At 71.9% G+C, this 21,108-nt stretch carries 19 protein-coding genes; 10 read left to right on the plus strand and 9 right to left on the minus strand.

The window, feature by feature from the left end; translation table 11 throughout:
• Positions 1 to 72 precede the first annotated feature (72 nt).
• Positions 73 to 495 (plus strand): nickel-type superoxide dismutase maturation protease, encoded by a 423-nt coding sequence (gene sodX / locus O3W51_RS06215; protein WP_138350903.1) that lies wholly within the window; start codon positions 73 to 75, stop codon positions 493 to 495.
• Here the strand turns inward: sodX and O3W51_RS06220 are convergent.
• Complete coding sequence (locus tag O3W51_RS06220) at positions 399 to 1,028, minus strand: CGNR zinc finger domain-containing protein (protein WP_138350902.1); 630 nt, start codon at positions 1,026 to 1,028, stop codon at positions 399 to 401. The two genes, sodX and O3W51_RS06220, sit on opposite strands and share 97 nt — an antisense overlap.
• Positions 1,029 to 1,107: 79 nt before the next feature.
• Between O3W51_RS06220 and O3W51_RS06225 the strand changes: the two genes are divergently transcribed.
• Positions 1,108 to 1,893: a class I SAM-dependent methyltransferase gene (locus O3W51_RS06225; protein WP_138350901.1), complete on the plus strand. Its 786-nt coding sequence runs from the start codon at positions 1,108 to 1,110 to the stop codon at positions 1,891 to 1,893.
• Between the two features lie 86 nt (positions 1,894 to 1,979).
• Here the strand turns inward: O3W51_RS06225 and O3W51_RS06230 are convergent, their stop codons facing one another.
• The 3 genes from O3W51_RS06230 to O3W51_RS06240 are packed head-to-tail and all read right to left on the minus strand — an operon-like array spanning position 1,980 to position 4,687.
• Entirely contained in the window at positions 1,980 to 2,747 is a 768-nt protein-coding gene (locus O3W51_RS06230; RefSeq protein WP_138350900.1) for an amino acid ABC transporter ATP-binding protein, read from the minus strand.
• A complete protein-coding gene (locus O3W51_RS06235) occupies positions 2,744 to 3,700 on the minus strand; it encodes an amino acid ABC transporter permease (protein ID WP_138350899.1) in 957 nt (318 codons plus the stop codon). Before O3W51_RS06235 ends, O3W51_RS06230 begins: the two co-directional genes overlap by 4 nt.
• Positions 3,701 to 3,730: 30 nt before the next feature.
• Positions 3,731 to 4,687 carry an ABC transporter substrate-binding protein gene (locus O3W51_RS06240; protein WP_138350898.1) on the minus strand — a complete coding sequence of 319 codons (957 nt, stop codon included), beginning with the start codon at positions 4,685 to 4,687 and terminating at the stop codon, positions 3,731 to 3,733.
• A 506-nt stretch (positions 4,688 to 5,193) separates the two neighbouring features.
• Between O3W51_RS06240 and O3W51_RS06245 the strand changes: the two genes are divergently transcribed.
• A complete protein-coding gene (locus O3W51_RS06245) occupies positions 5,194 to 6,390 on the plus strand; it encodes an NAD(P)-dependent malic enzyme (RefSeq protein ID WP_138350897.1) in 1,197 nt (398 codons plus the stop codon).
• Between the two features lie 80 nt (positions 6,391 to 6,470).
• Here O3W51_RS06245 and O3W51_RS06250 read toward each other — a convergent pair whose 3' ends face one another.
• Both O3W51_RS06250 and O3W51_RS06255 read right to left on the minus strand, forming a co-directional pair.
• Positions 6,471 to 7,211, minus strand: a complete 741-nt coding sequence (locus O3W51_RS06250) for a hypothetical protein (RefSeq protein WP_269284382.1) — start codon at positions 7,209 to 7,211, stop codon at positions 6,471 to 6,473.
• The gene (locus tag O3W51_RS06255) at positions 7,208 to 7,714 is read right to left on the minus strand and encodes a SigE family RNA polymerase sigma factor (RefSeq protein WP_138350895.1); all 507 of its coding nucleotides are present in this window, start codon (positions 7,712 to 7,714) and stop codon (positions 7,208 to 7,210) included. Before O3W51_RS06255 ends, O3W51_RS06250 begins: the two co-directional genes overlap by 4 nt.
• A gap of 183 nt (positions 7,715 to 7,897) precedes the next feature.
• Between O3W51_RS06255 and O3W51_RS06260 the strand changes: the two genes are divergently transcribed.
• Positions 7,898 to 8,863: a zinc-binding dehydrogenase gene (locus O3W51_RS06260; protein ID WP_138350894.1), complete on the plus strand. Its 966-nt coding sequence runs from the start codon at positions 7,898 to 7,900 to the stop codon at positions 8,861 to 8,863.
• A gap of 59 nt (positions 8,864 to 8,922) precedes the next feature.
• Here the strand turns inward: O3W51_RS06260 and O3W51_RS06265 are convergent, their stop codons facing one another.
• The 3 genes from O3W51_RS06265 to O3W51_RS06275 form a co-directional block, all read right to left on the minus strand.
• Positions 8,923 to 9,915, minus strand: coding sequence for a PadR family transcriptional regulator (locus tag O3W51_RS06265; RefSeq protein ID WP_269284387.1), 993 nt, complete (start codon positions 9,913 to 9,915; stop codon positions 8,923 to 8,925).
• 1 nt (position 9,916) lies between these two features.
• Positions 9,917 to 10,798 (minus strand): DUF4097 family beta strand repeat-containing protein, encoded by an 882-nt coding sequence (locus O3W51_RS06270; protein ID WP_138350892.1) that lies wholly within the window; start codon positions 10,796 to 10,798, stop codon positions 9,917 to 9,919.
• A 169-nt stretch (positions 10,799 to 10,967) separates the two neighbouring features.
• Positions 10,968 to 11,153 carry a DUF6104 family protein gene (locus O3W51_RS06275; RefSeq protein WP_138350891.1) on the minus strand — a complete coding sequence of 62 codons (186 nt, stop codon included), beginning with the start codon at positions 11,151 to 11,153 and terminating at the stop codon, positions 10,968 to 10,970.
• A 169-nt stretch (positions 11,154 to 11,322) separates the two neighbouring features.
• On the opposite strand from O3W51_RS06275, the gene O3W51_RS06280 reads away from it, so the two are divergent.
• The 6 genes from O3W51_RS06280 to O3W51_RS06305 all read left to right on the plus strand — a co-directional run bounded on the left by O3W51_RS06280 (position 11,323) and on the right by O3W51_RS06305 (position 21,078).
• Positions 11,323 to 13,434 (plus strand): VMAP-C domain-containing protein, encoded by a 2,112-nt coding sequence (locus O3W51_RS06280; protein WP_244809410.1) that lies wholly within the window; start codon positions 11,323 to 11,325, stop codon positions 13,432 to 13,434.
• 100 nt (positions 13,435 to 13,534) lie between these two features.
• Positions 13,535 to 14,584: an AAA family ATPase gene (locus tag O3W51_RS06285; RefSeq protein ID WP_269284399.1), complete on the plus strand. Its 1,050-nt coding sequence runs from the start codon at positions 13,535 to 13,537 to the stop codon at positions 14,582 to 14,584.
• A 4-nt stretch (positions 14,585 to 14,588) separates the two neighbouring features.
• Positions 14,589 to 18,026, plus strand: coding sequence for an SAV_2336 N-terminal domain-related protein (locus tag O3W51_RS06290; protein ID WP_269284401.1), 3,438 nt, complete (start codon positions 14,589 to 14,591; stop codon positions 18,024 to 18,026).
• A gap of 97 nt (positions 18,027 to 18,123) precedes the next feature.
• A complete protein-coding gene (gene fxsA, locus O3W51_RS06295; RefSeq protein ID WP_138350888.1) occupies positions 18,124 to 18,315 on the plus strand; it encodes an FxSxx-COOH cyclophane-containing RiPP peptide in 192 nt (63 codons plus the stop codon).
• A gap of 241 nt (positions 18,316 to 18,556) precedes the next feature.
• The gene (locus tag O3W51_RS06300) at positions 18,557 to 19,657 is read left to right on the plus strand and encodes an FxsB family cyclophane-forming radical SAM/SPASM peptide maturase (RefSeq protein ID WP_138351071.1); all 1,101 of its coding nucleotides are present in this window, start codon (positions 18,557 to 18,559) and stop codon (positions 19,655 to 19,657) included.
• Positions 19,654 to 21,078 (plus strand): HEXXH motif domain-containing protein, encoded by a 1,425-nt coding sequence (locus O3W51_RS06305; protein ID WP_138350887.1) that lies wholly within the window; start codon positions 19,654 to 19,656, stop codon positions 21,076 to 21,078. The genes O3W51_RS06300 and O3W51_RS06305 overlap by 4 nt, the downstream gene beginning before the upstream one ends.
• The last annotated feature ends 30 nt before the right edge of the window (positions 21,079 to 21,108 follow it).

Raw genomic sequence — 21,108 nt, forward strand, 5'->3', positions numbered from 1 at the left:
GCCCCATGTGGCTTAGGACAAAAGTCTGGTGTCACCCTGGGGCTGGTGGAGGAAGGGACGAGGAGGCGCAGCATGCGGGAACGGCGGGTCCGACCGGTCTACGCGGTCGAGGTGACCGGTCCTTCGATGGTCCCGACGCTCTACGAGGGCGATCGGCTGTTCGTGCGAAACGTCAACGGCCCGGCGGACGTCCGGGAGGGTGACGTCGTGGTCCTGCGGCACCCGCTGCAGCAGGACCTGCTCATCGTGAAGCGGGCGGTCGAGCGCCGTGAGGGCGGCTGGTGGGTGCTCGCCGACAATCCCTTCGGGCCGATCGCGGACAGCAGCGTATTCGGCACGGTGCCGGACGAGTTGGTGCTCGCCCGGGCCCTGGTGCGGTTCCGGCCGCCCCGGGAGCTTCAGAGGTCGGTGGCCGGGGTGCTGTCGTGGGCGGCGTCCTGTGTGCGGCCGCTGAGCGCGGACCGTTCGTTCTCCAGGCGCTTGCGGGCGCGGTAGGCCGCCACGTTCGCGCGGGTCGCGCAGCGGTCGGAGCAGTAGCGGCGGGATCTGTTGGTCGATGTGTCGACATAGGCGTTGCGGCAGGGGGCCGCCTCGCAGATGCCCAGCCGGTCCACGCCCAGTTCGGTCAGCTGGAAGGCCAGCCCCATGCAGGCGGTGGCGGCGTATCCCGCGGTGGCGGTGGCGGCGTGGTCGGCGAGGTGCATGTGCCAGTCGGGCCGGCCGGTCTCGTCGAGGTGTTCGTGCCCGGAGATCTGCGGGCTGACCGGGAACTCCAGCAGCAGCGCGTTGAGCAGGTCCACGGCGCGTACCTCGTCGCCCTCGTCGGCGGCCTCGAAGACCCCGCGCAGCCGGGTGCGTACGGCGCGCAGCCGGGGCACGTCGGCGTCGGTGCTGCGCGCGGCGGCCTGGGTGCTGGCGCCGAAGAGCGCGCGGACGGCGTCGACGCCGGTGAGGTCGTCCGTCCCGCGTTCCGGCTCCTCGCTGTTCACCAGGCGCACGGCGTAGTCCGAGTAATAGGCCAGTTCCACTTGTGATCCTTACGCGTGCGTTCTAGGCTCAGTAATGGTCGAGGTAGCTATCAGGGTATTACGAACGGGGGAGACGGCGATGACGGGTACACCGGCGGCACCGACGGCACCCGCGGTGCGCACCGCGGACTGGCAGAGCTGGCAGAAGAGCTGGGACCGCCAGCAGGAGTGGTACCTGCCGGACCGCGAGGAGCGGTTCCGGGTGATGCTGGACATGGTCGAGGCATTGGTCGGGCCCGCGCCCAAGGTGCTGGACCTCGCGTGCGGCACGGGCAGTATCTCGGACCGCGTGCTGCGGCGCTTCCCCGAGGCGCGATCCACCGGCGTCGACCTCGATCCGGCCCTGCTGACCATCGCCCGGGGGCACTTCGAGGGCGAGTCGCGGATCGAGTTCGTCACCGCCGATCTGCGCGACCCGCGGTGGACCGACCGGCTCCCGCACCGGGAGTACGACGCCGTCCTCACCGCGACGGCGCTGCACTGGCTGCGGACGGATCCGCTGCGCGAGCTGTACGGCCGGGTCGCCGGCGTCCTGCGGCCCGGCGGGGTCTTCATGAACGCCGACCACGCGCCCGACGAATCCACGCCCCGGATCAACGAGGCGGAGCGGGCGCTGCGGCACGCGCGCATGGCGCGGGAGAAGGCGGAGGGCGTGCTGGACTGGACCGAGTGGTGGGACCTGGCCCGCCAGGACGAGCTGCTGGCCGGACCGGTCGCCGAGCGCTACGAGATCTTCGGCTCGCACGCCGACGGCGAGCCGCACTCCGTCGAATGGCACGCCCAGGCGCTCCGCGACGCCGGCTTCGCCGAGGCCCGCGCCGTCTGGCGCTCGGTCCCCGACGCGCTGGTGCTCGGCCTGAAATAACGCGCGGAACAACGCGCGCCGCCCCGGACAGGAGAAGGCCGGACGGCCGGGCTCGCGGCCCGGCCGTCCGGCCTCGTCCGTTCGGGTCACAGCACCTTGGACAGGAACGCCTTGGTGCGGTCGTGCTGCGGGTTGTTCAGGACGTCACGGGGGTTCCCCGCCTCGACGACGATGCCGTCGTCCATGAAGACCAGCGCGTCGCCCACCTCGCGGGCGAAGCCCATCTCATGGGTGACGACGATCATCGTCATGCCGTCCTCGGCGAGCCCGCGCATGACGTCGAGGACGTCACCGACGAGCTCCGGGTCGAGCGCGGAGGTCGGCTCGTCGAAGAGCATCAGCTTCGGCTCCATCGCCAGCGCGCGGGCGATGGCCACCCGCTGCTGCTGTCCGCCGGACAGCTGCGAGGGGTAGTTGGCCGCCTTGTCGGCCAGGCCGACCCGGTCGAGCAGCCGCTCCGCGCGGGCCCGGGCGGTCGCCTTCGACTCGCCCTTGACCTGCATCGGGGCTTCCATGACGTTCTCGATCGCCGTCATGTGCGGGAAGAGGTTGAAGCGCTGGAACACCATGCCGATGTCCCGCCGCTTCGCCGCGACCTCGCTGTCCTTCAGCTCGTAGAGCTTGTCGCCCTTCTGCCGGTAGCCGACCAGCTCGCCGTCCACCCACAGGCGGCCGGCGTTGATCTGCTCCAGGTGGTTGATGCACCGCAGGAAGGTGGACTTGCCCGAGCCGGACGGGCCGACGAGGCAGAACACCTCGCGCGGCGCGACCTCCAGCTCGATCCCCTTGAGGATGTGCGCCAGGCCGAACGACTTGTGGACGGCCTCGGCCTTGACCATGGGCTGAACGGTCATCGGGCCACCTCCGGACGGCGCAACGTGCTGAGATTCGCCTTGATCTTCTGCCACGGGGTGAGCGGCAGACTGCGCAGCGAGCCCCGGGCGAAGCGGCGTTCCAGGTAGTACTGGCCGACGCTGAACACGCTGGTCAGGGCGAGGTACCAGATGGACGCGACGAAGAACATCTCCATGGTCGCGAAGGAACTCGCGGCGATGTCCTGCGCGCTGCGCAGCAGGTCCTGGTACTGGACGGCGACGACCAGCGAGGACGTCTTGAGCATGTTGATGAACTCGTTGCCGCTCGGCGGGATGATCACCCGCATGGCCTGCGGCAGCACCACGCGGCGCATGGTCTGGCCCTGCTTCATGCCCAGGGCGTGCGACGCCTCGGTCTGGCCCTCGTCGACCGACTGGATGCCGGCCCGCACGATCTCGGCCATGTAGGCGCCCTCGTTCAGACCGAGCCCCAGCAGGGCGGCCACGAACGGGGTCATGACGTCGACCATGTTGTTCTTGTAGATCGGGCCGAGGTTCAGGACCGGGAAGATCAGCGCCAGGTTGAACCAGATGAGCAGCTGTACATAGACCGGGGTGCCGCGGAAGAACCAGATGTAGAGCCAGGCGACGCCGCCTGTCACCGGGTTCTTGGAGAGCCGCATGACGGCGAAGAGCACACCGAGCAGCAGCCCCATCAGCATCGACAGGACGCTGATGAGGATGGTGTGCCACATACCGGTCAGGATGGAGTGGTCGAACAGCTTCTCCGGCACGGTCGCCCAGCGCACATCGCCCTGGGAGAACGAGAACACCAGTGCGGCCAGCACGGCCACGACGACGACCGCACTGATCCAGCGCCCGTAATGGCGTACGGGGATCGCCCGGATGGCCTCCGCGGGGACCGCGGTGGCGGTCCCGGCGGACCCGCTCGACGGAGCGTCAGCGGGTTCCTTATCGAATTTGTCAGTCACTGCGACTGCCCTTCAGTGGAGCGCGTGGGGTCAGGAGCCGCCGTTGATCGCGGCCTTGGTGATCGCGCCGTCGCCGGCGCCCCACTTGTCGAGGGCTGCCTTGTAGCTGCCGTCGGCGATGATCGCGTCCATCGCCAGCTTGATCGCGTCGCGCAGCTGCGTGTTGCTCTTGTCCACGGCGATGCCGAACGGTCCGGCGTCGGACTTGTTGGCCACCGACTCGAAGTCGTTGCCGCCGCCCGCGGTCTTGGCGATGTACGCGGCGACCGGGGAGTCGTTCAGGTCGGCGACCGCTCCGCCGGCCTTGACGCGGGTCTGGGCCTCGGCGTCGGTCGGGAAGGACTCGATGGACAGCGCTCCCTTGCCGTCCGTCGTGCACTTCTTGGAGAGGTCCTTGGCGGCCGCCTCGAAGGTCGTACCGCGCTGGACGGCCAGCTTCTTGCCGCACAGGTCGTCGACGGAGGTGATGTGCTCCGGGTTGCCCTTCTTGACCAGGATGCCGGTGCTCGCGGTGAAGTAGTCGACGAAGTCGACGCCCTTACCGGTCTTCTGCCCCTTGTCGTCCAGGCCCTCCTGGCGGGCCTTGGTGTCGCTGACGGAGGACATGACGACGCCGTAGCGGCCGGTCTGCATCGCGGCCAGGAGGCCGTCGAAGGTGCCGCTGGTGAACTTGAACGTCACGCCGAGCTGCTTGCCGAGCGCCGCGGCGATGTCGGGGTCGACGCCGACGATGGTGCCGTTCTGCTTCAGCTCCATCGGGGCGTACGTGGCGTCGGTGCCGACCTCGATGACACCGGCGTCCTGGAACTTCTTGGGCAGCTTGTTGAAGAGCGGAGCACTGTTCGACTTCGTCGAGGTGTCGGGGCCGCTGTCCTTCTTGGTCTGGTCGCCACAGCCGCTGAGCAGCAGGGTGCCCGCGACCGCGATCGCGCCGACCGCTGTGATCCGAGATGTGGCGGCCGAGCGACGGGTGGTGCGTGCGGTCATTGCTGGTTCCTCCTGCGGAATGTGGGCGGAGTGGGGAAGACGGTGGGTGGGGATCCCCTATTCGAGTGTCGCCACCCGGTGTGATGTGCGCATCTTGCCATCCGGACAGACCCAGTCAGTGGTCCAGTTGTGTCAAAATCGGATAACGGGCGATCCCCGGGCTCTCACCGGGCCGGCACACCAAGGCCGGACCACGGTGGGGCCACGCCGACCAGTCGCACACAGTATCCGCGGTTACTCCCCATTCGGGCCTTTTTGCCGCGCTGTATGCCGTTATTTCCGATTCGCCTCCTTCTGGCGGAACCGAATAGGACTCGTCAGCGGAATCGGTCTTCCGGTAGAACGGATCCTTACCCCTCATCCCGGGGCCCATGGCATGCGTGCGGCATGCCTGGCGCCGGTGCCTTCAGGACCACTCAAGTGCCTGGGTGTACCGATGCCGAGCCCGCCTATCTCCATTTCTGGAGGTAGTACCCTCGAAACCAAATCAGACAAAGGGGTCAATTGTGGCAGCGGAGATCGTCAATCCTCGGACCGATACGGACACGTTTCCCATCGATCCGGTCTTCGCCCTGCACCGTGGCGGAAAGATGGAGGTGGCCGCGACCGTGCCGGTGCGCGATGCGGACGATCTGTCCCTCGCCTACACGCCGGGTGTCGCGAAGGTCTGCACGGCCATTGCCGAGCAGCCCGATCTGGTGAACGACTACACCTGGAAGTCCAACGTCGTGGCCGTGGTCACGGACGGCACCGCGGTGCTCGGACTCGGTGACATCGGCCCGGAAGCCTCCCTGCCGGTGATGGAGGGCAAGGCGATCCTCTTCAAGCAGTTCGGCGGGGTCAACGCGGTCCCCATCGCGCTGGCCTGCACGGACGTGGACGAGATCGTCGAAACCGTGGTGCGGATGGCGCCGTCCTTCGGCGGCGTCAACCTGGAGGACATCTCCGCCCCCCGCTGCTTCGAGATCGAGCGGAAGCTGCAGGAGCGCCTCGACATCCCGGTCTTCCACGACGACCAGCACGGCACCGCCGTCGTGACGCTCGCCGCGCTGCGCAACGCCGCCAAGCTCACCAACCGGTCGCTGGGCCAGCTGCGCGCGGTGATCTCGGGCGCGGGAGCGGCCGGGGTCGCGATCGCCAAGATCCTCATCGAGGCGGGAATCGGCGATGTCGCCGTCACCGACCGCAAGGGGATCGTGCACGGCGGCCGTGACGACCTGAACTCCGTCAAGCGCGAGCTGGCCACGTACACCAATAAGGCTGGTCTTTCCGGTTCGCTGGAGACCGCCCTGGACGGAGCCGACGTCTTCATCGGCGTGTCCGGCGGAACCGTGCGCGAGGAGGCGGTGGCCACCATGGCCAAGGGCGCCTTCATCTTCGCCATGGCCAACCCGACGCCGGAGATCCACCCGGATGTCGCACACAAGTACGCCGCCGTCGTCGCCACCGGCCGCAGCGACTTCCCGAACCAGATCAACAACGTCCTGGCGTTCCCGGGCATCTTCGCCGGCGCCCTCCAGGTGCGCGCCTCGCGCATCACCGAGGGCATGAAGATCGCCGCCGCCGAGGCGCTGGCCGCCGTCGTCGCCGACGAGCTCAGCGCCGACTGCGTCATCCCGTCGCCCTTCGACGAGCGGGTCGCCCCGGCGGTCACCGCCGCGGTCGCGGCCGCCGCCCGCGCGGAGGGCGTCGCCCGCCGCTGACCGCCCTCCGGGCGGGTTGTCGCAGGACAGGAATGACGGCGGGGCGGGACCCCTGGGGGGCCGCCCCGCCGTCGCCGGTGTCAGGACTTGGGCAGCGGTACGAGCAGCTCCGGGCGCAGCGCGAGATCGCGGAGCTGCGCCATGGTCAACGGTGGCGCGGCCATCCAGGCGGGGTCGGAGCGACGGCCGGACAGCGAGTCGCCGGCGTTGACCTGGATGAACATCGTCCGGCCGTCGGGAAGGCCCAGGCCGGCGCAGTATCCCGCGACGCTCTTCGTGCCGTCGTCGTACAACTGAATGCCGGGCACGATGCGCCAGGTCCACAACGTGCGGCCGCCGCTCAGTTCCACCTTCCCGCAGTCCGCCGTCCAGCGCTTCGTGTCGAATTCGGCACAGACGTCGTGCGCCCCTGACCCGTCCGGAGCGAAATTGTGGATCGAGATCTCGCCGTACTTCCCGCCCTTGGCCACCAGGTACATCCCGTCGCCGATCGCGACGTCCTTGCCGCTACCGGGCTTGCTGTTCAGTGCGATCCGGCCCACCTCCGGCGGGAGCAGCTCCCTGAGCAGCGCGGTCTGCGTCGGCCCGCTGTACCCGGCGGCGATCTGCCCCCGCCGTGCGTCCACCGCACCCGGCAGCAGCAGGCCGGCGGTCACCGCGCCGGCGAGAGCCAGCGCGGAAACGGCGATCCGGGCCCGCCGGCGCCGCCGCCGTATGCTCCGGGCCTGGGCGAAGATCCGCTCGCTCGTACCGTTCGGCACGGGGACGACACCGTCGACGGCCCGCCGCAACAGCTCTCTGACCGCTTGGTCCTGGTTCATACCCGCTCCTCCCGCATCTCGGCGCGCAGCGCCGCCATCCCGCGTGCCGTATGGCTCTTGACGGTGTTCTCACGCATGCCGAGCGCCTCGGCGGTGGCCTCGACGCTCAGGTCCTCCCAGTACCGCAGGACGAGCACGGCGCGCTGCCGCGGCGTGAGCCGGGAGAGTGCGACGCGGACGGCCACACCGGTGTCGGTGTCGGTCTCCGGGCCGATCCGCTCGGGGAGTTCGCCGTAGGGCTGCTCGCGGTGCCAGAAGCGGCGGCGGGAGGCGATGAAGGTGTTGACCAGCGTCTTGCGGGCGTAGGCCTCGACATTGTCGAGGCGCTCCAGCCGGCGCCAGCCCAGGATGACCTTCACCAGTGTCGTCTGGACGAGGTCGTCGGCCTCGTCGCTGTTGCCGCACAGCAGGAACGCGCTCCGGAAGAGCGCGAACCGTCTGCCGGCGACGAACGCGTGCAACGCGTCGTCGTCGCCTCCGCCGGCGCTGCCGTCCTGCCGCATGTCGTCCCCTCCCCGTGCCGCGTGGGCGGATCGCCCGTCACTGTGTCAGTGCGCTGGGAGGCCCGGGAGGTTGCACCAAGGGCAGGGGGTGACGTGTCCGGGGGCGACGGGATCAGGGTGACGTATGTCGCTTCGTACGGCGGGGTCTTCACCGGATGTCGATCGCGCCGATAGTTTCTGGGCATGTTCGCTGCCTATGCCGCACGTATCGACCGTGACCAGCCGCTGAACGGCCTGGAGCTGGGGGAACGCCCGGAGCCGGAACGCCGGGAGGGGTGGACGACGGTCACGGTGCGGGCCGCGTCGCTCAACCACCACGACCTGTGGTCGCTGCGCGGGGTGGGGCTCGGGCAGGAGCGGCTGCCGATGATCCTCGGCTGTGACGCGGCGGGTGTCGACGAGAACGGCAACGAGGTCGTCCTGCACTCCGTCATCGGCCAGTCCGGGCACGGCGTCGGACCGGACGAGCCGCGTTCGATCCTCACCGAGCGGTACCAGGGGACGTTCGCCGAGCGGGTGTCGGTGCCGGCCTGGAACGTGCTGCCGAAGCCCGCCGAGCTCTCCTTCGAGGAGGCGGCCTGTCTGCCGACCGCGTGGCTGACCGCGTACCGGATGCTCTTCACCAACGCGGGCGTGCGGCCGGGCGATTCCGTCCTGGTGCAGGGCGCGGGCGGCGGGGTGGCGACGGCGGCGATCGTGCTGGCGAAGGCGGCCGGACTGCGGGTGTTCGCGACGAGCCGGGACAAGGCCAAGCGTGAGCGCGCGGTGGAGCTGGGCGCGGAGGAGGCCTTCGAGCCGGGCGCGCGGCTGCCGCGGCGGGTCGACGCGGTGATCGAGACGGTGGGCGCCGCCACCTGGTCGCATTCGGTGAAGTCGCTCAGGCCCGGCGGCACGCTGGTGATCTCGGGCGCCACGAGCGGCTCGAACCCGCCGGCCGCCGAACTCACCCGGATCTTCTTCCTGGAGCTGAAGGTCGTCGGCTCGACGATGGGCACCAAGGACGAGCTGGAGGATCTGCTCAGCTTCTGCGCGGCCACCGGTGTCCGGCCGGTGATCGACTCCGTACTGCCGCTCGAACGGGCCCGCGAGGGCTTCGAGAAGATGGCGGGCGGCGAGCTGTTCGGAAAGATCGTGCTGACGACGGGCTGACGACGGGCCGACGGACAGCGGGCTCCGACCAGTCGGAGCCCGCTGTCCGTGTCCCCGCGTCAGTCCTTGCGGCCGCGCAGCACAGCGCCGATCTGGGCAGCCGCCGTCGACAGATGGCGGCGGGTCTCGCGCAGCTGACCGGCGTCCACGCCCCGGTCGCGGGCCGCGTCACGGATGTCGTCGCGAAAACGGTCCAGGAGGCGTTCCAGCTCGCGGCCCGGGTCGGCGACGGCGTCCTCGGAGTCGTTCTCCCTGGCCCAGTCGGGCGCGTCCGCCGGCACCTCGGCCGAGGCGGCGTCCGCGTCAGCGGTGCTGCTCGTCGCGCCGTCCGGATCGGTCTTCAGGTAGCCGGGCCAGGCGGTCGAGATATGGCCGGTGGCCCGGCCCAGCGCGCCCAGTTCGCGGTTGAGTTCGGCGAGGCCCTCCTTGAGGCCGCCCTGCCAGTCGCCCTCGCGGACGTGGGACTGCACCTGCTCCTGCACCTGCTTGGCGATCCGCTGCACCTCGACCCGGGCGAAGTCCTGCGCCTCCTTGGCCTGGAGGCGGGCGTTGCGCGCATCCTCCTTGGCCCGGCGGCTCTCCTCCTTGGCGCGGCGGGCCTGGTCCTTCCACTCCTGCTTCATGGCGCGGAAGTCGGTGCCGACACCGTTGCCCGCGGGGGAGTTGCGAGCCTCCTGCGCCGCGGCCCGGATCTCCCGGCGCAGATCACCGGCGGCGCCGCGGACGTCCTCGCGGATCTCGGCGGCCAGCGTCGAGACCGATTCGCGGATCTCGTTCTCCAGGTCGGCGATCTCGTCGGCCCTGGCGGCCAGTTCGGCGCGGCCGGCGTCGGAGATGGAGTACACCTTGCGGCCGCCCTCGGTGCTGTGGGTGACCAGGCCCTCCTTCTCCAGCTTGGCCAGCCGCGGGTAGACGGTGCCGGCGGAGGGCGCGTAGAGGCCGTGGAAACGCTCCTCCAGCAGCCGGATGACCTCGTAGCCGTGGCGCGGGGCCTCGTCCAGGAGCTTGAGGAGGTACAGCCGCAGGCGGCCGTGGGCGAAGACGGGGGCCATGTCAGATGTCCTTCCGGAGTGAGGGGGTCCCGTCGGTCAGCGCGCCGGCCGGCTCGTCGTCGACCGGTGGGCGGCGCAGCAGCGCGATGGCGCCGGAGACGGTGGTGGCCTTCAGATGGGCGCCGCCGGTGCCGACCCGTCCGGTGATGCGCTTGGCGCCCCACTGGCCGGTGACCCGCAGGTCCTCGAAGGCGCAGGACACGGCGCCGCTGGCGGTGTTGGCGTCGACCTCGGCGTTCGCGGGATCCGGGATGCGGATGGCGATCTCGCCGGAGACGGTGTTCAGCCGGACGTCGGCGCCCGGGGGCGTCTCGACGGGGGCCAGGTCGAGCACCATGTTGCCGCTGACGGAGTCGGCCTTGATGCGGGCGCCGCTGCCCTCGACGACGGTCAGGTCGCCGGAGACGGTGTTGATGTGCAGGTCGCCGGAGACCGCCTGGGCCTCGACGTTGCCCGAGATGGTGTTGGCGCTGACCGAGCCGGCCACGCCGACCAGGGTGACGTCCCCGTTGACCCCGCGTACCTGGGTGGCTTCGGAGATGCCGGAGATCACCGCGCTGGCGCCGACCACGCCGACCTCGACGCGGGTGCGCTGCGGCACGGCGAGCGAGACGACCGCGTGCCGCTCCCAGCCCTTGCCGCCGAGCCACTTGAGGAAGCCCTTCCAGGGCAGGTCGTCATAGCCGACGGTGAGGACGCCGCCCTTGAGGCTGACGAGCAGCGGCGGTCCGTCGAGCTCACTGACCTCCAGCCGGGCCGGGCCCTCCTCGACACCGACGACGTTCACCGCGCCGCCGACGATGCGCACGCGCACCGTGTCGACCTGCGCGTCGAAGACGAGCTTGTGTGGTTCCGTCACGGTCCATTCCGACGTGCCGCTCATGTCGACCCTCCTCGGTGGTACGTCAGGCAACGCAACATATCGCGTCTCTTGATAGACACGATATATCGCGTACTGGAGAAGTCAAGCGGCCTGTTCCGCGGTCCTGAGCCGTACTCGAGCCGTCCCCGAGCGGTGTCGACGGGCGCCGGTGCGGCGCCCGCGCGGGCCGTCACTCCTCGTCGTCGTCCTCGTCGTCCAGCCGGGCCAGCCAGGTGGCCAGCCGCTCCACGGGGATCTCGAAGTCGGGATTGAGGTCGACGAACTCGCGCAGCCGGGAGGCGAGCCACTCGAAGGTGACCTCCTCCTCGCCGCGCCGGCTCTCCAGCTCCTCGATACCGCGATCGGTGAAGTACACGGGATGCTCCATAGCTCCAAGCAGGGGTCACCGGTGCACACGGACACCGCGGCACGGGGACGGTGGGACATTCCAGGCAAGGATAGGCAGCATTCCGACACTCCCTCGCGCGGGTCCTCGCAGGCCGCTAGCCTTTCGTTACTGCTGGCCGAACGGGGGGTGGCGCGGCGTGACAGGGGGGTATGGGGGCGCACAGGACGCACAGGACGAGGACTCGGATCCCTTCGAGACCCTGGCGCCCCTGGTGAGAGCCGCCACCGTACGTGTTCATGCCCCTCCGTCCGGGTATGCCCCGGACGGGTCCGGCGGTCCGTCCGCCGGGGACGTCGCCGTCCGCCCATGGGGCAGCGGCTTCTTCGTCGCCCCCAACTGGGTGCTCACCTGCGCCCATGTGGCGCTCCGGGGCGAGGGAGGCGCGGTGGTTGACGGTGGGCGCGAGGTCGGCATCACCTTCGACGGGCGCACGGTCCGCGGCCGCGTCGAATGGGCCGAACCGGCGGCGAATCCCGGACCGGGGTTGTGGCCCGCCCCCGACCTGGCGCTGATCCGGCTGCTGGAACCGGTGCCGCACGCCTGTGTCTGGCTCACCGAGCGCACCTCGAAGGTCTTCACCCGCAAGGAAGTCGCCTTCTTCGGCTGCATGGAGGTGGACGGCGAGGTCGAGGACGTCAGCGGCCGGTGCACGATCCGCGGCGAGCTGGGCAAGGACGGCAAGCTCCGCCTCGGCAACGAGGACGAGATCCCGTCGGGCGCCTCCGGCGGCCCGGTCGTCGACCTCGCCCGTGGCGAGGTGATCGGCGTGCTCAAGGCCCGGCGCGGCGGCCAGGACGGCGGACTGGCCATATCCGTCGTGCAGTTACGCGGGCTGCCGCTGCCGCAGGGGCCGGTCGGCGCCGAGTCCGACGACCTCTTCCAGCGGGTGGTGCACGCCCACGACCGGCATCATGCCGACCGCCACCGGCGCGCCGACACCAACGTCACGACCTGGACCGACGCCCACAACCTGATGGGCGCCACCCCCGGGCGCGCCCTTTCGCCCGGGATGCGCACCGAACTGCTCGGACTGCTCGCCGAACTCCCGCCACCGGTCAGCACATTGAGCCTGCTGGCGACGGTCAACGAACTGCGCGGCCAGCCCTGCGAGAACCTGCCGCTGGCGCCGCGCGGCTGGCGCGACGGGCTCGGGCTGCTCTACGAACTGCGGCGCGGGCAGAGCGAGTTGGAGACGGTGCTGCGCTACTGCGTCCATGCGGCGACGGCGGAGCGCCCGTACGAGGCGGCGCACGGCGCCGAGCGGCGGCTGTGGAACTGGGCGGCGGCCGTCGCCGCGAGCGAACGGGACCTGTCGCGCGGCTTCCGCAACGAGCTGGGCCGCGAATGGCTCGCCCGGGTCAACGACCGCAGGACGGACCCCGGCCCGTCCGGTGTGCGGGTCCCGGGCGCCGGCGGTCCGCCCGCCCGTGAGGCGGTCTCGCACCCCTCGGTGCTGCTGGAGATCGACCGCCGCGGCTGGGAACGGGACAGCTACGACTGGCGGATCGCCATCGTGGACGCGGCGGGCGACGTCCGGCCGGTGGCCGAGGGTGCGGAAGGCACCCGCCTCGGCGAACTGCCGGTGCGGCTGAGCGCCCCGCTCGCCGAGGCGTTCCGCCGCTGCGACGAGCCGGACCGCCGGGCGGTCCTGCAGGTGGCGGTGGTCAGAGCGCTGCTCGAACTGCCGGTGGAGACCTGGCGGATACCGGCGGACGGGACGACGCTGGGGGAGCAGCGTCCGGTCGTGGTGCGCCGGGCCGACCCGGAGTACGACCCGGACGAGGTCGGCGAGGACGCGGCCCTGCGGAGGGCTCGCTGGAAGCGGGTGCAGGCCGGGCCGATGGAACCGGTGGTGCTGGACTGCGACGCCGGGGAGCCGGGGCCGGTCCCCTCGGACGACGAACTGCGCTCCCGTGGCCTGTACTCGGTGCCCGCGCTGTGCCGGGCCTCGGACGCCGAGGACGGCCCCGCGAACCTGCGCCGGGTCACCAACGCCGGGTACGGAGTGGTCCTCTGGCGCCGCGAACGGGCCGAACGGGACCTGGTGTGCACCGATTTCCACCGGGGGGTGGAACACGCGGTCGCCGCCGCCGCGCAGGCGGACCGGCTGCCGGAGGCGGTGCGTAAGCTGCGTGCCGATCTCGCCCGCCGCGAGCCCGAGGCCTACATCTCCAAGGGACTGATCCTGCTGTACGACGACCCGACCCGCCCGCTGCCCGGCACCGATCAGCCGCTGGAGACGCCATGACCGGCCGAACACACCCCTTATGTTCCGCCCCCACTCCGTGGGACGGTCGATACGTGGTCTGCGCTCCTGCCATCGACGTACGAGCGACGAGGAGCATGTAGTGCCTGACATCAACGCGCGGCCCGACGGGAATGCCGGGACCGACGGCAACGAAGAGAACGAGTGGCTGATCTACCGGGGTGCCGGGGAGCCGCACGACGGGATCAGCGCGCTGCCCGATCCGCCGCCGTGGCGGGATTTCGACGGCGGCCCCCTCGTCGAGCCCGGCCCCGGCACGGACAGCGCCTCGACCCGCAGGCTCGGCGCGTACCGGCACATGGCGCAGCTGCACCGGCCCAGTCCGGAAGAGCTGGAGATCGTCAACGCCGCGCTGTACCTGCGCCGTCCGCTGCTGGTCACCGGCAGTCCCGGCACCGGCAAGAGCACGCTGGCGCATGCCGTCGCGTACGAGCTCGGTCTCGGACGGGTGCTGCGCTGGCCCATCGTCAGCCGCACCACGCTGCAGGACGGCCTCTACCGCTACGACGCCATCGCGCGGCTCCAGGACACCCAGATCGCGGCGAGCGGCCGGGCCCAGACACCCGGCGGCATCGGCAGCTACATCCGGCTGGGCCCGCTGGGCACGGCGCTGCTGCCGACGGCGCGGCCCCGCGTCCTGCTCGTGGACGAACTGGACAAGAGCGATATCGATCTTCCCAATGACCTGCTGAACGTGCTGGAGGAAGGCGAGTTCGCGATCCCCGAGCTCGAACGGCTCGCCGAGCGCGAACCGCGGGTCGAGGTGCTCACCGACGACAGTACGAAGGTGACGGTCGAGGACGGCCGGGTCGGCTGCCGGGCCTTCCCCTTCGTCGTGCTCACCAGCAACGGCGAGCGCGACTTCCCGGCGCCGCTGCTGCGGCGCTGCATCCATCTCGAACTGGGGCAGCCCGACCACAAACGGCTGGCCACCGTGGTCCGGGCGCATCTGGGGACCGAGGCGGCCAGGATCGGCGACGATCTGATCACCCGGTTCCTGGAGCGCTCGCGCAGCGAACTCCTCGCCGCCGACCAGCTGTTGAACGCGATCTACCTCACGCACCACGCCGCGCCGCCGTCCCGCGACCGGCTCGCCGACATGCTCATCCAGCGACTCGACCGGCCGAGGTGAGGGTGTGACAGCGCCTCCCCCCTCCCCGCCACCCGAGGCCCAGCCGCCTCCGTCGCCGCCTCCGCGGCCGCGCCGTGATCCGCTCGCGGAGATCATCGAGCGGCTGCGCGGGGCGGGGCTCGACCCGGACCTGGGTGAACTGGCCGACGCCGTCTGGCTGGCGCGCTGGTCGCAGCCCGCCGGGGCCGGCGCGGAGCCCGGTGAGTGGGCCGACGGCCCGCGCCCGGCGGACCGGGCGACCGGGACGGCCGCGGTGGACACCGTGGACCGGCCGGCGGACCCGGCGGCCGACGCGGGGGACCGTCCCGACGATCCGGGGGCGGGATCCGGCCATCCCGGCGGCGGTCTGCCCGGGGGCAGCATCGCGCTGTATCCGGGGGACCGGGACCGTACGGCCGGTGGCGGACGGGGCTCCCCGCTGCCGGGCGGCGCCTTCTCCATCGGCGTGCCCGAGGCACCCGCACTGCCGGGACTGCTGGAACTGCAGCGGGCGCTGCGCCCGTTGCAGCGCTACCACAGCGCCGCACCGCCGATCCGCAGCGAGCTGGACGAGTCGGCGACGGCGGAGCGCAGCGCGCGGGCCGGCGGTCTGCTGATGCCGGTCTTCCGCAGCATCTCGCGGGGCGACGCCTCGCTGCAGCTGCTGATGGACGCCTCGTCGTCGATGTACGTGTGGGAACGCATGCTCGGCGAGTTCCAGCAGGTCTTCGGCCAGTTGGGCGCCTTCCGTGACGTCCATGTGCAGTATCTGCACCAGACCCCGGACGGCGGCGCCGCGGTGAGCCGCCGCTTCGAACCCGGCGCCGCCGGGCTGCGCTCCGCGGACCAGCTCAACGACCCGACGGGACGTCAGGTGACAGTGCTCGTCAGCGACTGCGCCGGCCCGCTGTGGCGCAGCGGCGAGGCGCACCGGCTGCTGCACCGGCTGTCCCGGCACGCGCCCGTCGCCGTGCTCCAGCCGCTGCCGCAGCGGCTGTGGTCCCGTACCCGGCTGCCGACCTCGTACGGGCTGCTGATGCGAGGACAAGGCCCCGGACAGTCGGCGACGCTGCACTTCGAGGGGGAGGGCGCGCTGGAGCGACCCGGCATGGTCCCGGTCCCGGTGCTGCCGCCGACCGCCGCCGCGCTGGGCGCGTGGGCGCGGCTGCTGTCGGGCACCGGCACGGGACCGGTGCCGGCCGCGGTGGGCTGGGTGCGCGCCGACCAGCCGGCCGCACCGCCGTCCCGGCCGCGCAGACCGCTGGCCCCGGCCGAGCTCGTCGCCCGGTTCCGGTCCGCCGCCTCCCCGGGCGCTGCGCAGCTCGCGGTGTACGTGGCCGCGGCCCCGCTCTATCTGCCGGTGATGCAGCTGGTGCAGCGCACGATGCTGCCCGACTCCGGACCCGCGGAACTCTCCGAGGTGCTGCTCAGCGGGCTGCTCACCCGGGCCGGCTCGGGCGGCTCCGGCGGTCCCGGAACGGAGACGCCCCCGTACGGAACAGTGCTGGACACCCCCGCGTACGGCACCGTGATCGGCGAGGTGCCCGCGGCACGTCCGCCGGCGCAGTGGTACGCGTTCGCCGAGGGCGTCCAGGACGTCCTGCTGGGCCCGTTGGGGCGGGACGAGGCACTGCTGGTGCTCAAGCACTGCTCCGAGTACGTCGAGCAGCGCTTCGGGCTCGGCGGCCCCAACTTCCCGGCGCTGGCCATCGCCCAGCTGGCGGACGGCCGTGGCGGCGGAGCCGTGCCGGGACGGATACCGGCGCTGGACGGCGGTGCGGAGGACTCGGCCCGGCGAGCCGCGCAGCCCTTCGCCCAGGTGGCGGCGAAGGTGCTGGAACGCTTCATCCCGCTGACGGACGTGACCGAGCAGATCGGTGTCGAGGGCGCCGGCGCTCCCCGTTCGCAGGCGGCGCTGGAACGGGCCAGGGTGCTCGTCGGGCGCTTCGAGTCCGACGGCATGGTGCAGAGCCTGCTGGACGCCGTACAACTGCTCCGCCGGGCGGCGGCCGCCGCGCTGCCGACCGCGGCCGATCCCGAGCTGTGGGGCGAGCTGGCGCAGAACCTGCTGCGGCTGTGGCGGCTGCAGGGCGAGGCCGGTCTGCTGCGCGAGGCGCAGGAGGCCGCGGAGATCGCGGTCGCCTCGCCCGGTGCGGTGCGGGCCCGCGCCGTGCTGGCCCGGGTGCTGCACGCGGCCGCCTCCGACCTGCGGGCGCTCGGCCAGCGGCAGGCCGCGCTGGAGCTGCTGCGGCGCGCCGACCGGGAGTTCACGGCGGCCGGCGCGGGCGCCGGGCTGGAGCCGGACGAGACGCTGCGGATCACCCTGGAGCGGGCCGAGGCGCTGGAGGAGCAGTGGCGGCTCAGCGGTGAGACCGGGCCGTTGCAGGAGACCATCGGCATGCTGGAGGCGTACTCCGACGGGCATCCCCGGTCCGGGGAGGACGTCCCCCAGCCGGCCGGCCTTTCGCTGGCCCGCGGGCGGGCGCTGTTGATGCTGGCCGGGACGGGTGACGATGCCGAGCGCTCCCGGGTGTACGCCGCGCAGGCCGCCGGGTCGCTGGAGTACGCCCGCGCAGCGCTGGCCGCGGAACAGGCGCCGATCGAGGACAGGGTCCGGGTTCAGCTGCTGCTGATCGACGCACTGCTGCTGGCGGGCGACCGGCTGGAGCAGGCCGGCCGGCTGGTGGCGCGGACGCTGGAGGACGTCAGGGAGCGGATACTCCGGGCCGAGGTGCTGGTCCGGTCGGCCCGGCTCTGGGTGCACCGGTATGCGGCGGGCGGGCCGCCGTCGGATCTGGACGAGGCAGCCGACCGGTTCCAGGATGCGGGCCACCAGATGATGCGGGACCGGCCCGAGTACGGCGAGTTGATGGAGGAGTGGGGCACGGTCCTGCTCCAGCGGGCGGAACTGGCGGGCGGGGCGGCGTTCGTCTCCCGTGCGATCCGGGTGCTGCGGGACTGCCGGATGCAGTCCCCGGCCGGTCACCCCCGGCTCACCCAGCGGCTGATGATGCTGGGCCGGGCGTTGTTGCTGCGGTACCGGACGAGTCAGGACCTGGTCGACCTCCGCGAGGCCGAGCACATCTTCGGGCTCGCGGCCCGGAACGGCGGCGCTCCGCTGGTGCGGGCCCGCGCCTGGCTGGAGCTGGGTGAGGCGAACCGGCTGAACTTCCGGCACACCGGGGGATCCGACCGGCTGGACCAGGCGGCGGACGCCTTCCGCAGGGCGGCCGAGACGGCCAGGGCTGCCGAGGAGGGGTCGGCCGACCCGGCCCCGGCGGTGCGGCTGACCGCCGAGGCGCACCACCGGCGCGGTGTGGTGTACGAGGCGGCACAACGGCCGCGGGCCGCGCGGGAGGCGTACCGGGCGGCCTTGGAGGAGTGGCGCAGACTCCCGGACGGTGGCGGACGGGACGCCGACTGGACGGCGGAACGGCTGGCCGCTCTGGGCGGCGGACGGTAGGCGCGGCGTTCCCGACGCCGTGCCGGGGGTTTTGCCCACCCGATGGGCGGGCATCCCAGATGGGCCCCAACTGCGGGGAATTGAGGGTGGTGTGACGATGGGTCAGGAAAATAGCGCGGAGCGTACCGGAACGGCGGCAGATCCGGACGGACTGCCGGATCTGCTGGACCTGGATCTGGAGACGCTGCGGGAACTGGACCACCCCGTGCTGTCCGAGGTACTGGAGGGCCTGCGGACCCGGCTGGGTGAGCCGTCCGAGACCCTTTGGGCATTCAACAGCGCTTTCTGAACGCGCGGCCGCCCGGCTCCTTCGCCCTGGTGCCCCGCCCGGTTTCGGTCGGATCGCAGGCCGATCCGGACAATGCCGCCGCACCGGGGTTTGTGCTGCCGCGAGAGAAGGAAGGTTCCGCCACGGACCGGGGGACAGGGGACATGCTGTGAGGCAGGCCACGGAAGGACCGGTGACGTCGCGGGAACCGGCAGGACCGGACGGTCCACGTGCGGTCCCCTTCCGCCAGTTCATCCTCAAGATGAACGGCCGCTGCAACCTCGCTTGCCGCTACTGCTATCTCTACGCGGGCCCGGACAGCGGCTGGCGGCACCGTCCCGCTACCCCCGCCGCACCGGTGCTCGACGCCACCGCCGCCCGGATCGCCGAACACGCCGCCGCGCACGGGCTCACCGACATCGCGGTCGTCCTGCACGGCGGCGAACCGCTGCTCGCCGAGACCGAAGCGCTCGGCGCCGTCGTCGACCGGGTGCGGGCCGCGGTGCCCGTGGACTGCGCCGTGCACGGCACCGTCCAGACCAACGGCACGCTGCTCGACGACGACCGGCTGCGGACGCTGGCCGCGCACCGGATCCGGGTCGGGGTGAGTCTCGACGGCGGGCTGCCCGGCCACAACCTGGCGCGAGTGGACCACGCGGGCCGTCCGTCCTGGCCGGCCGCCGCCCGCGGGCTGCGGTTGCTCGCCGAGGACCGGCACCGGGGGAGCTACGCGGGCGTGCTCTGTGTCGTCGACCTCGCCTCCGACCCCGCCGAGGTCTACGGGTCGCTGCTCGACTTCTCGCCGCCCGCGGTGGACTTCCTCCTCCCGCACGGCAACTGGAGTGTGCCGCCGCCAGGCCTGCCCGCGCCGGCCGAGCGGCCGTCCCCGTACGGCGACTGGCTGTGCACCGTCTTCGACCAGTGGTGGCGGTCCGACCGCCGCCGGATCCGGGTGCGGATCTTCGAGGAGTGCCTCGCGCTGCTCCTCGGCGTCCCGGCGGCCACCGAATCGCTGGGGCTGCGGGCGTTCGACGCCGTGGTGGTGGAGACCGACGGCAGCATCGAGCAGGTGGACTCGCTCAAGTCCGCCTACGAGGGCGCCGCCGCCACCGGGCTCGACGTCTTCCACCACACGTTCGACGAGGCACTCGCACACCCGGGTGTCGCCGCCCGCCAGGGCGGGCTCGCCGCGCTGGCCGGGCAGTGCCGCCGGTGCCCGCTGGTCCAGGTGTGCGGCGGCGGCAACTACGCCCACCGATATGTCGACGGCGAGGGCTTCCGCCATCCGTCCGTATATTGCGCCGATCTCCAGCGGCTGATCCGGCATGTCGCGGATCGGCTGGCCGAGGCGGCCGCGGCATGACCACAGGGATCCTCTCCGGTGCGGCCGGCCGCATCTCCGACGCCCTGCTCCGGGAACTCGGCGGCACCCACGGCGGGCGTGCGGAGCTCGCCCTTCTCGCGGCGGGCCAGCACCGGCTGCGGCTGCTCCAGCTCCGCGCCCTGTCCGACGCGGTCGCACAGCACCGCGGCCCGGCCGCGCCCGTGTTCCGCCGGCACTGGGCGCTGTTGGAGGCCGCCGACCGGTTCGACCGGGACGCGACGCGGCGTGTGCTGTTCTACCCCCTCGTCGGCCCCTGGGTCCGCCGCTGCCTGCTCCGGCTCGGCACCGGGGGGCACGGACCGGCACTCACCCACGAGCTGGCCTACCTCGGCGCCCTCGCGGCGGCCGCCGGGGTACGCGCCGGTGTGCCGTTCGCCCTCCGGCTCGACGACGAGGACGGTGCGCTGCCACTGCCCACTCTGGGGGCGCTGAGCGCGACCGGCGGAGGCGGTCAGCAGGCGTTCGGAACCGTTGAACTCCTCTTCGACGGGGACGTGCTGACGGTCACTCCGCAGGGGGACGCCCCTGCCGTGATCCGCCGCGGCCCCGACGGGAGCTGGCGGTCGGACGATCCGCGCTGGTTCCCGTTGCGGGTCCTCACCGGTGGACCGCGGCCGGTCCTGCTCGACGAGATCGACCCGTTCCGGACGCAGGGCAGCGGACTGGAACGGCACTGCCCGCGGGCCGGCGACCGGCTGACGCCCGCCGAGTCCGACCAGTGGCAGCACGCCTGGGCGGGCGCCATGGCCGTGCTGCACCTCGGCGGGGAGACGCGTCCCGCCGAGGTGGCGGATCTGCTGGAGTGCTTCGTGCCGCTGCTCCCGTCGCCCGGTGCGGGGTCGCACACCAGCGGTGTGTCCCGCAGCGGGACCCGCCGCGAGGCTTTCGGCGCCGTGCTCAGCAGCATCCCGCAGAGCCCCGGGTATCTCGCCGCGACGCTCGTCCATGAACTGCAGCACGCCAAACTCGGTGCTCTCGCCGACCTTGTACCGCTACATACGGCGGATGCCCAGCGACGGTACTGGGCCCCCTGGCGGCCCGATCCGCGGCCCTTCGACGGGCTGCTGCAGGGCGCGTACTCCCATCTGGCACTCGCCGAGTACTGGCAGCTGTTCGCCAGGGACACCAAGGACGCCGCGGAACGCGACAAGGCGTGGGCCGAACACTCCCGCTGCCGCGAACAGGTCGGCGCCGCACTGCCCGCGCTGGCCGGATCGCGGAGCCTCACGCCCGAGGGAAGAGTGTTCGTCAACGCCATGGTCCGACAGCTCACCCGATTGAAGGATCATCCCCCGCCCGAGGGGCACTTGGCCCGCGCGAGTGCGTATGTGGAGACCGCCCGCGGGATGTGGTGGAGGCGGACCTCGGGAGGGGAATCACCGGTGTATGTTCCCAGCTAAGGGATCTGACGGTCCGTCGAGGCCGTACGT

The sequence above is a fragment of the Streptomyces sp. H39-C1 genome, assembly GCF_027158125.1.
Classification (GTDB): domain Bacteria; phylum Actinomycetota; class Actinomycetes; order Streptomycetales; family Streptomycetaceae; genus Actinacidiphila; species Actinacidiphila fildesensis.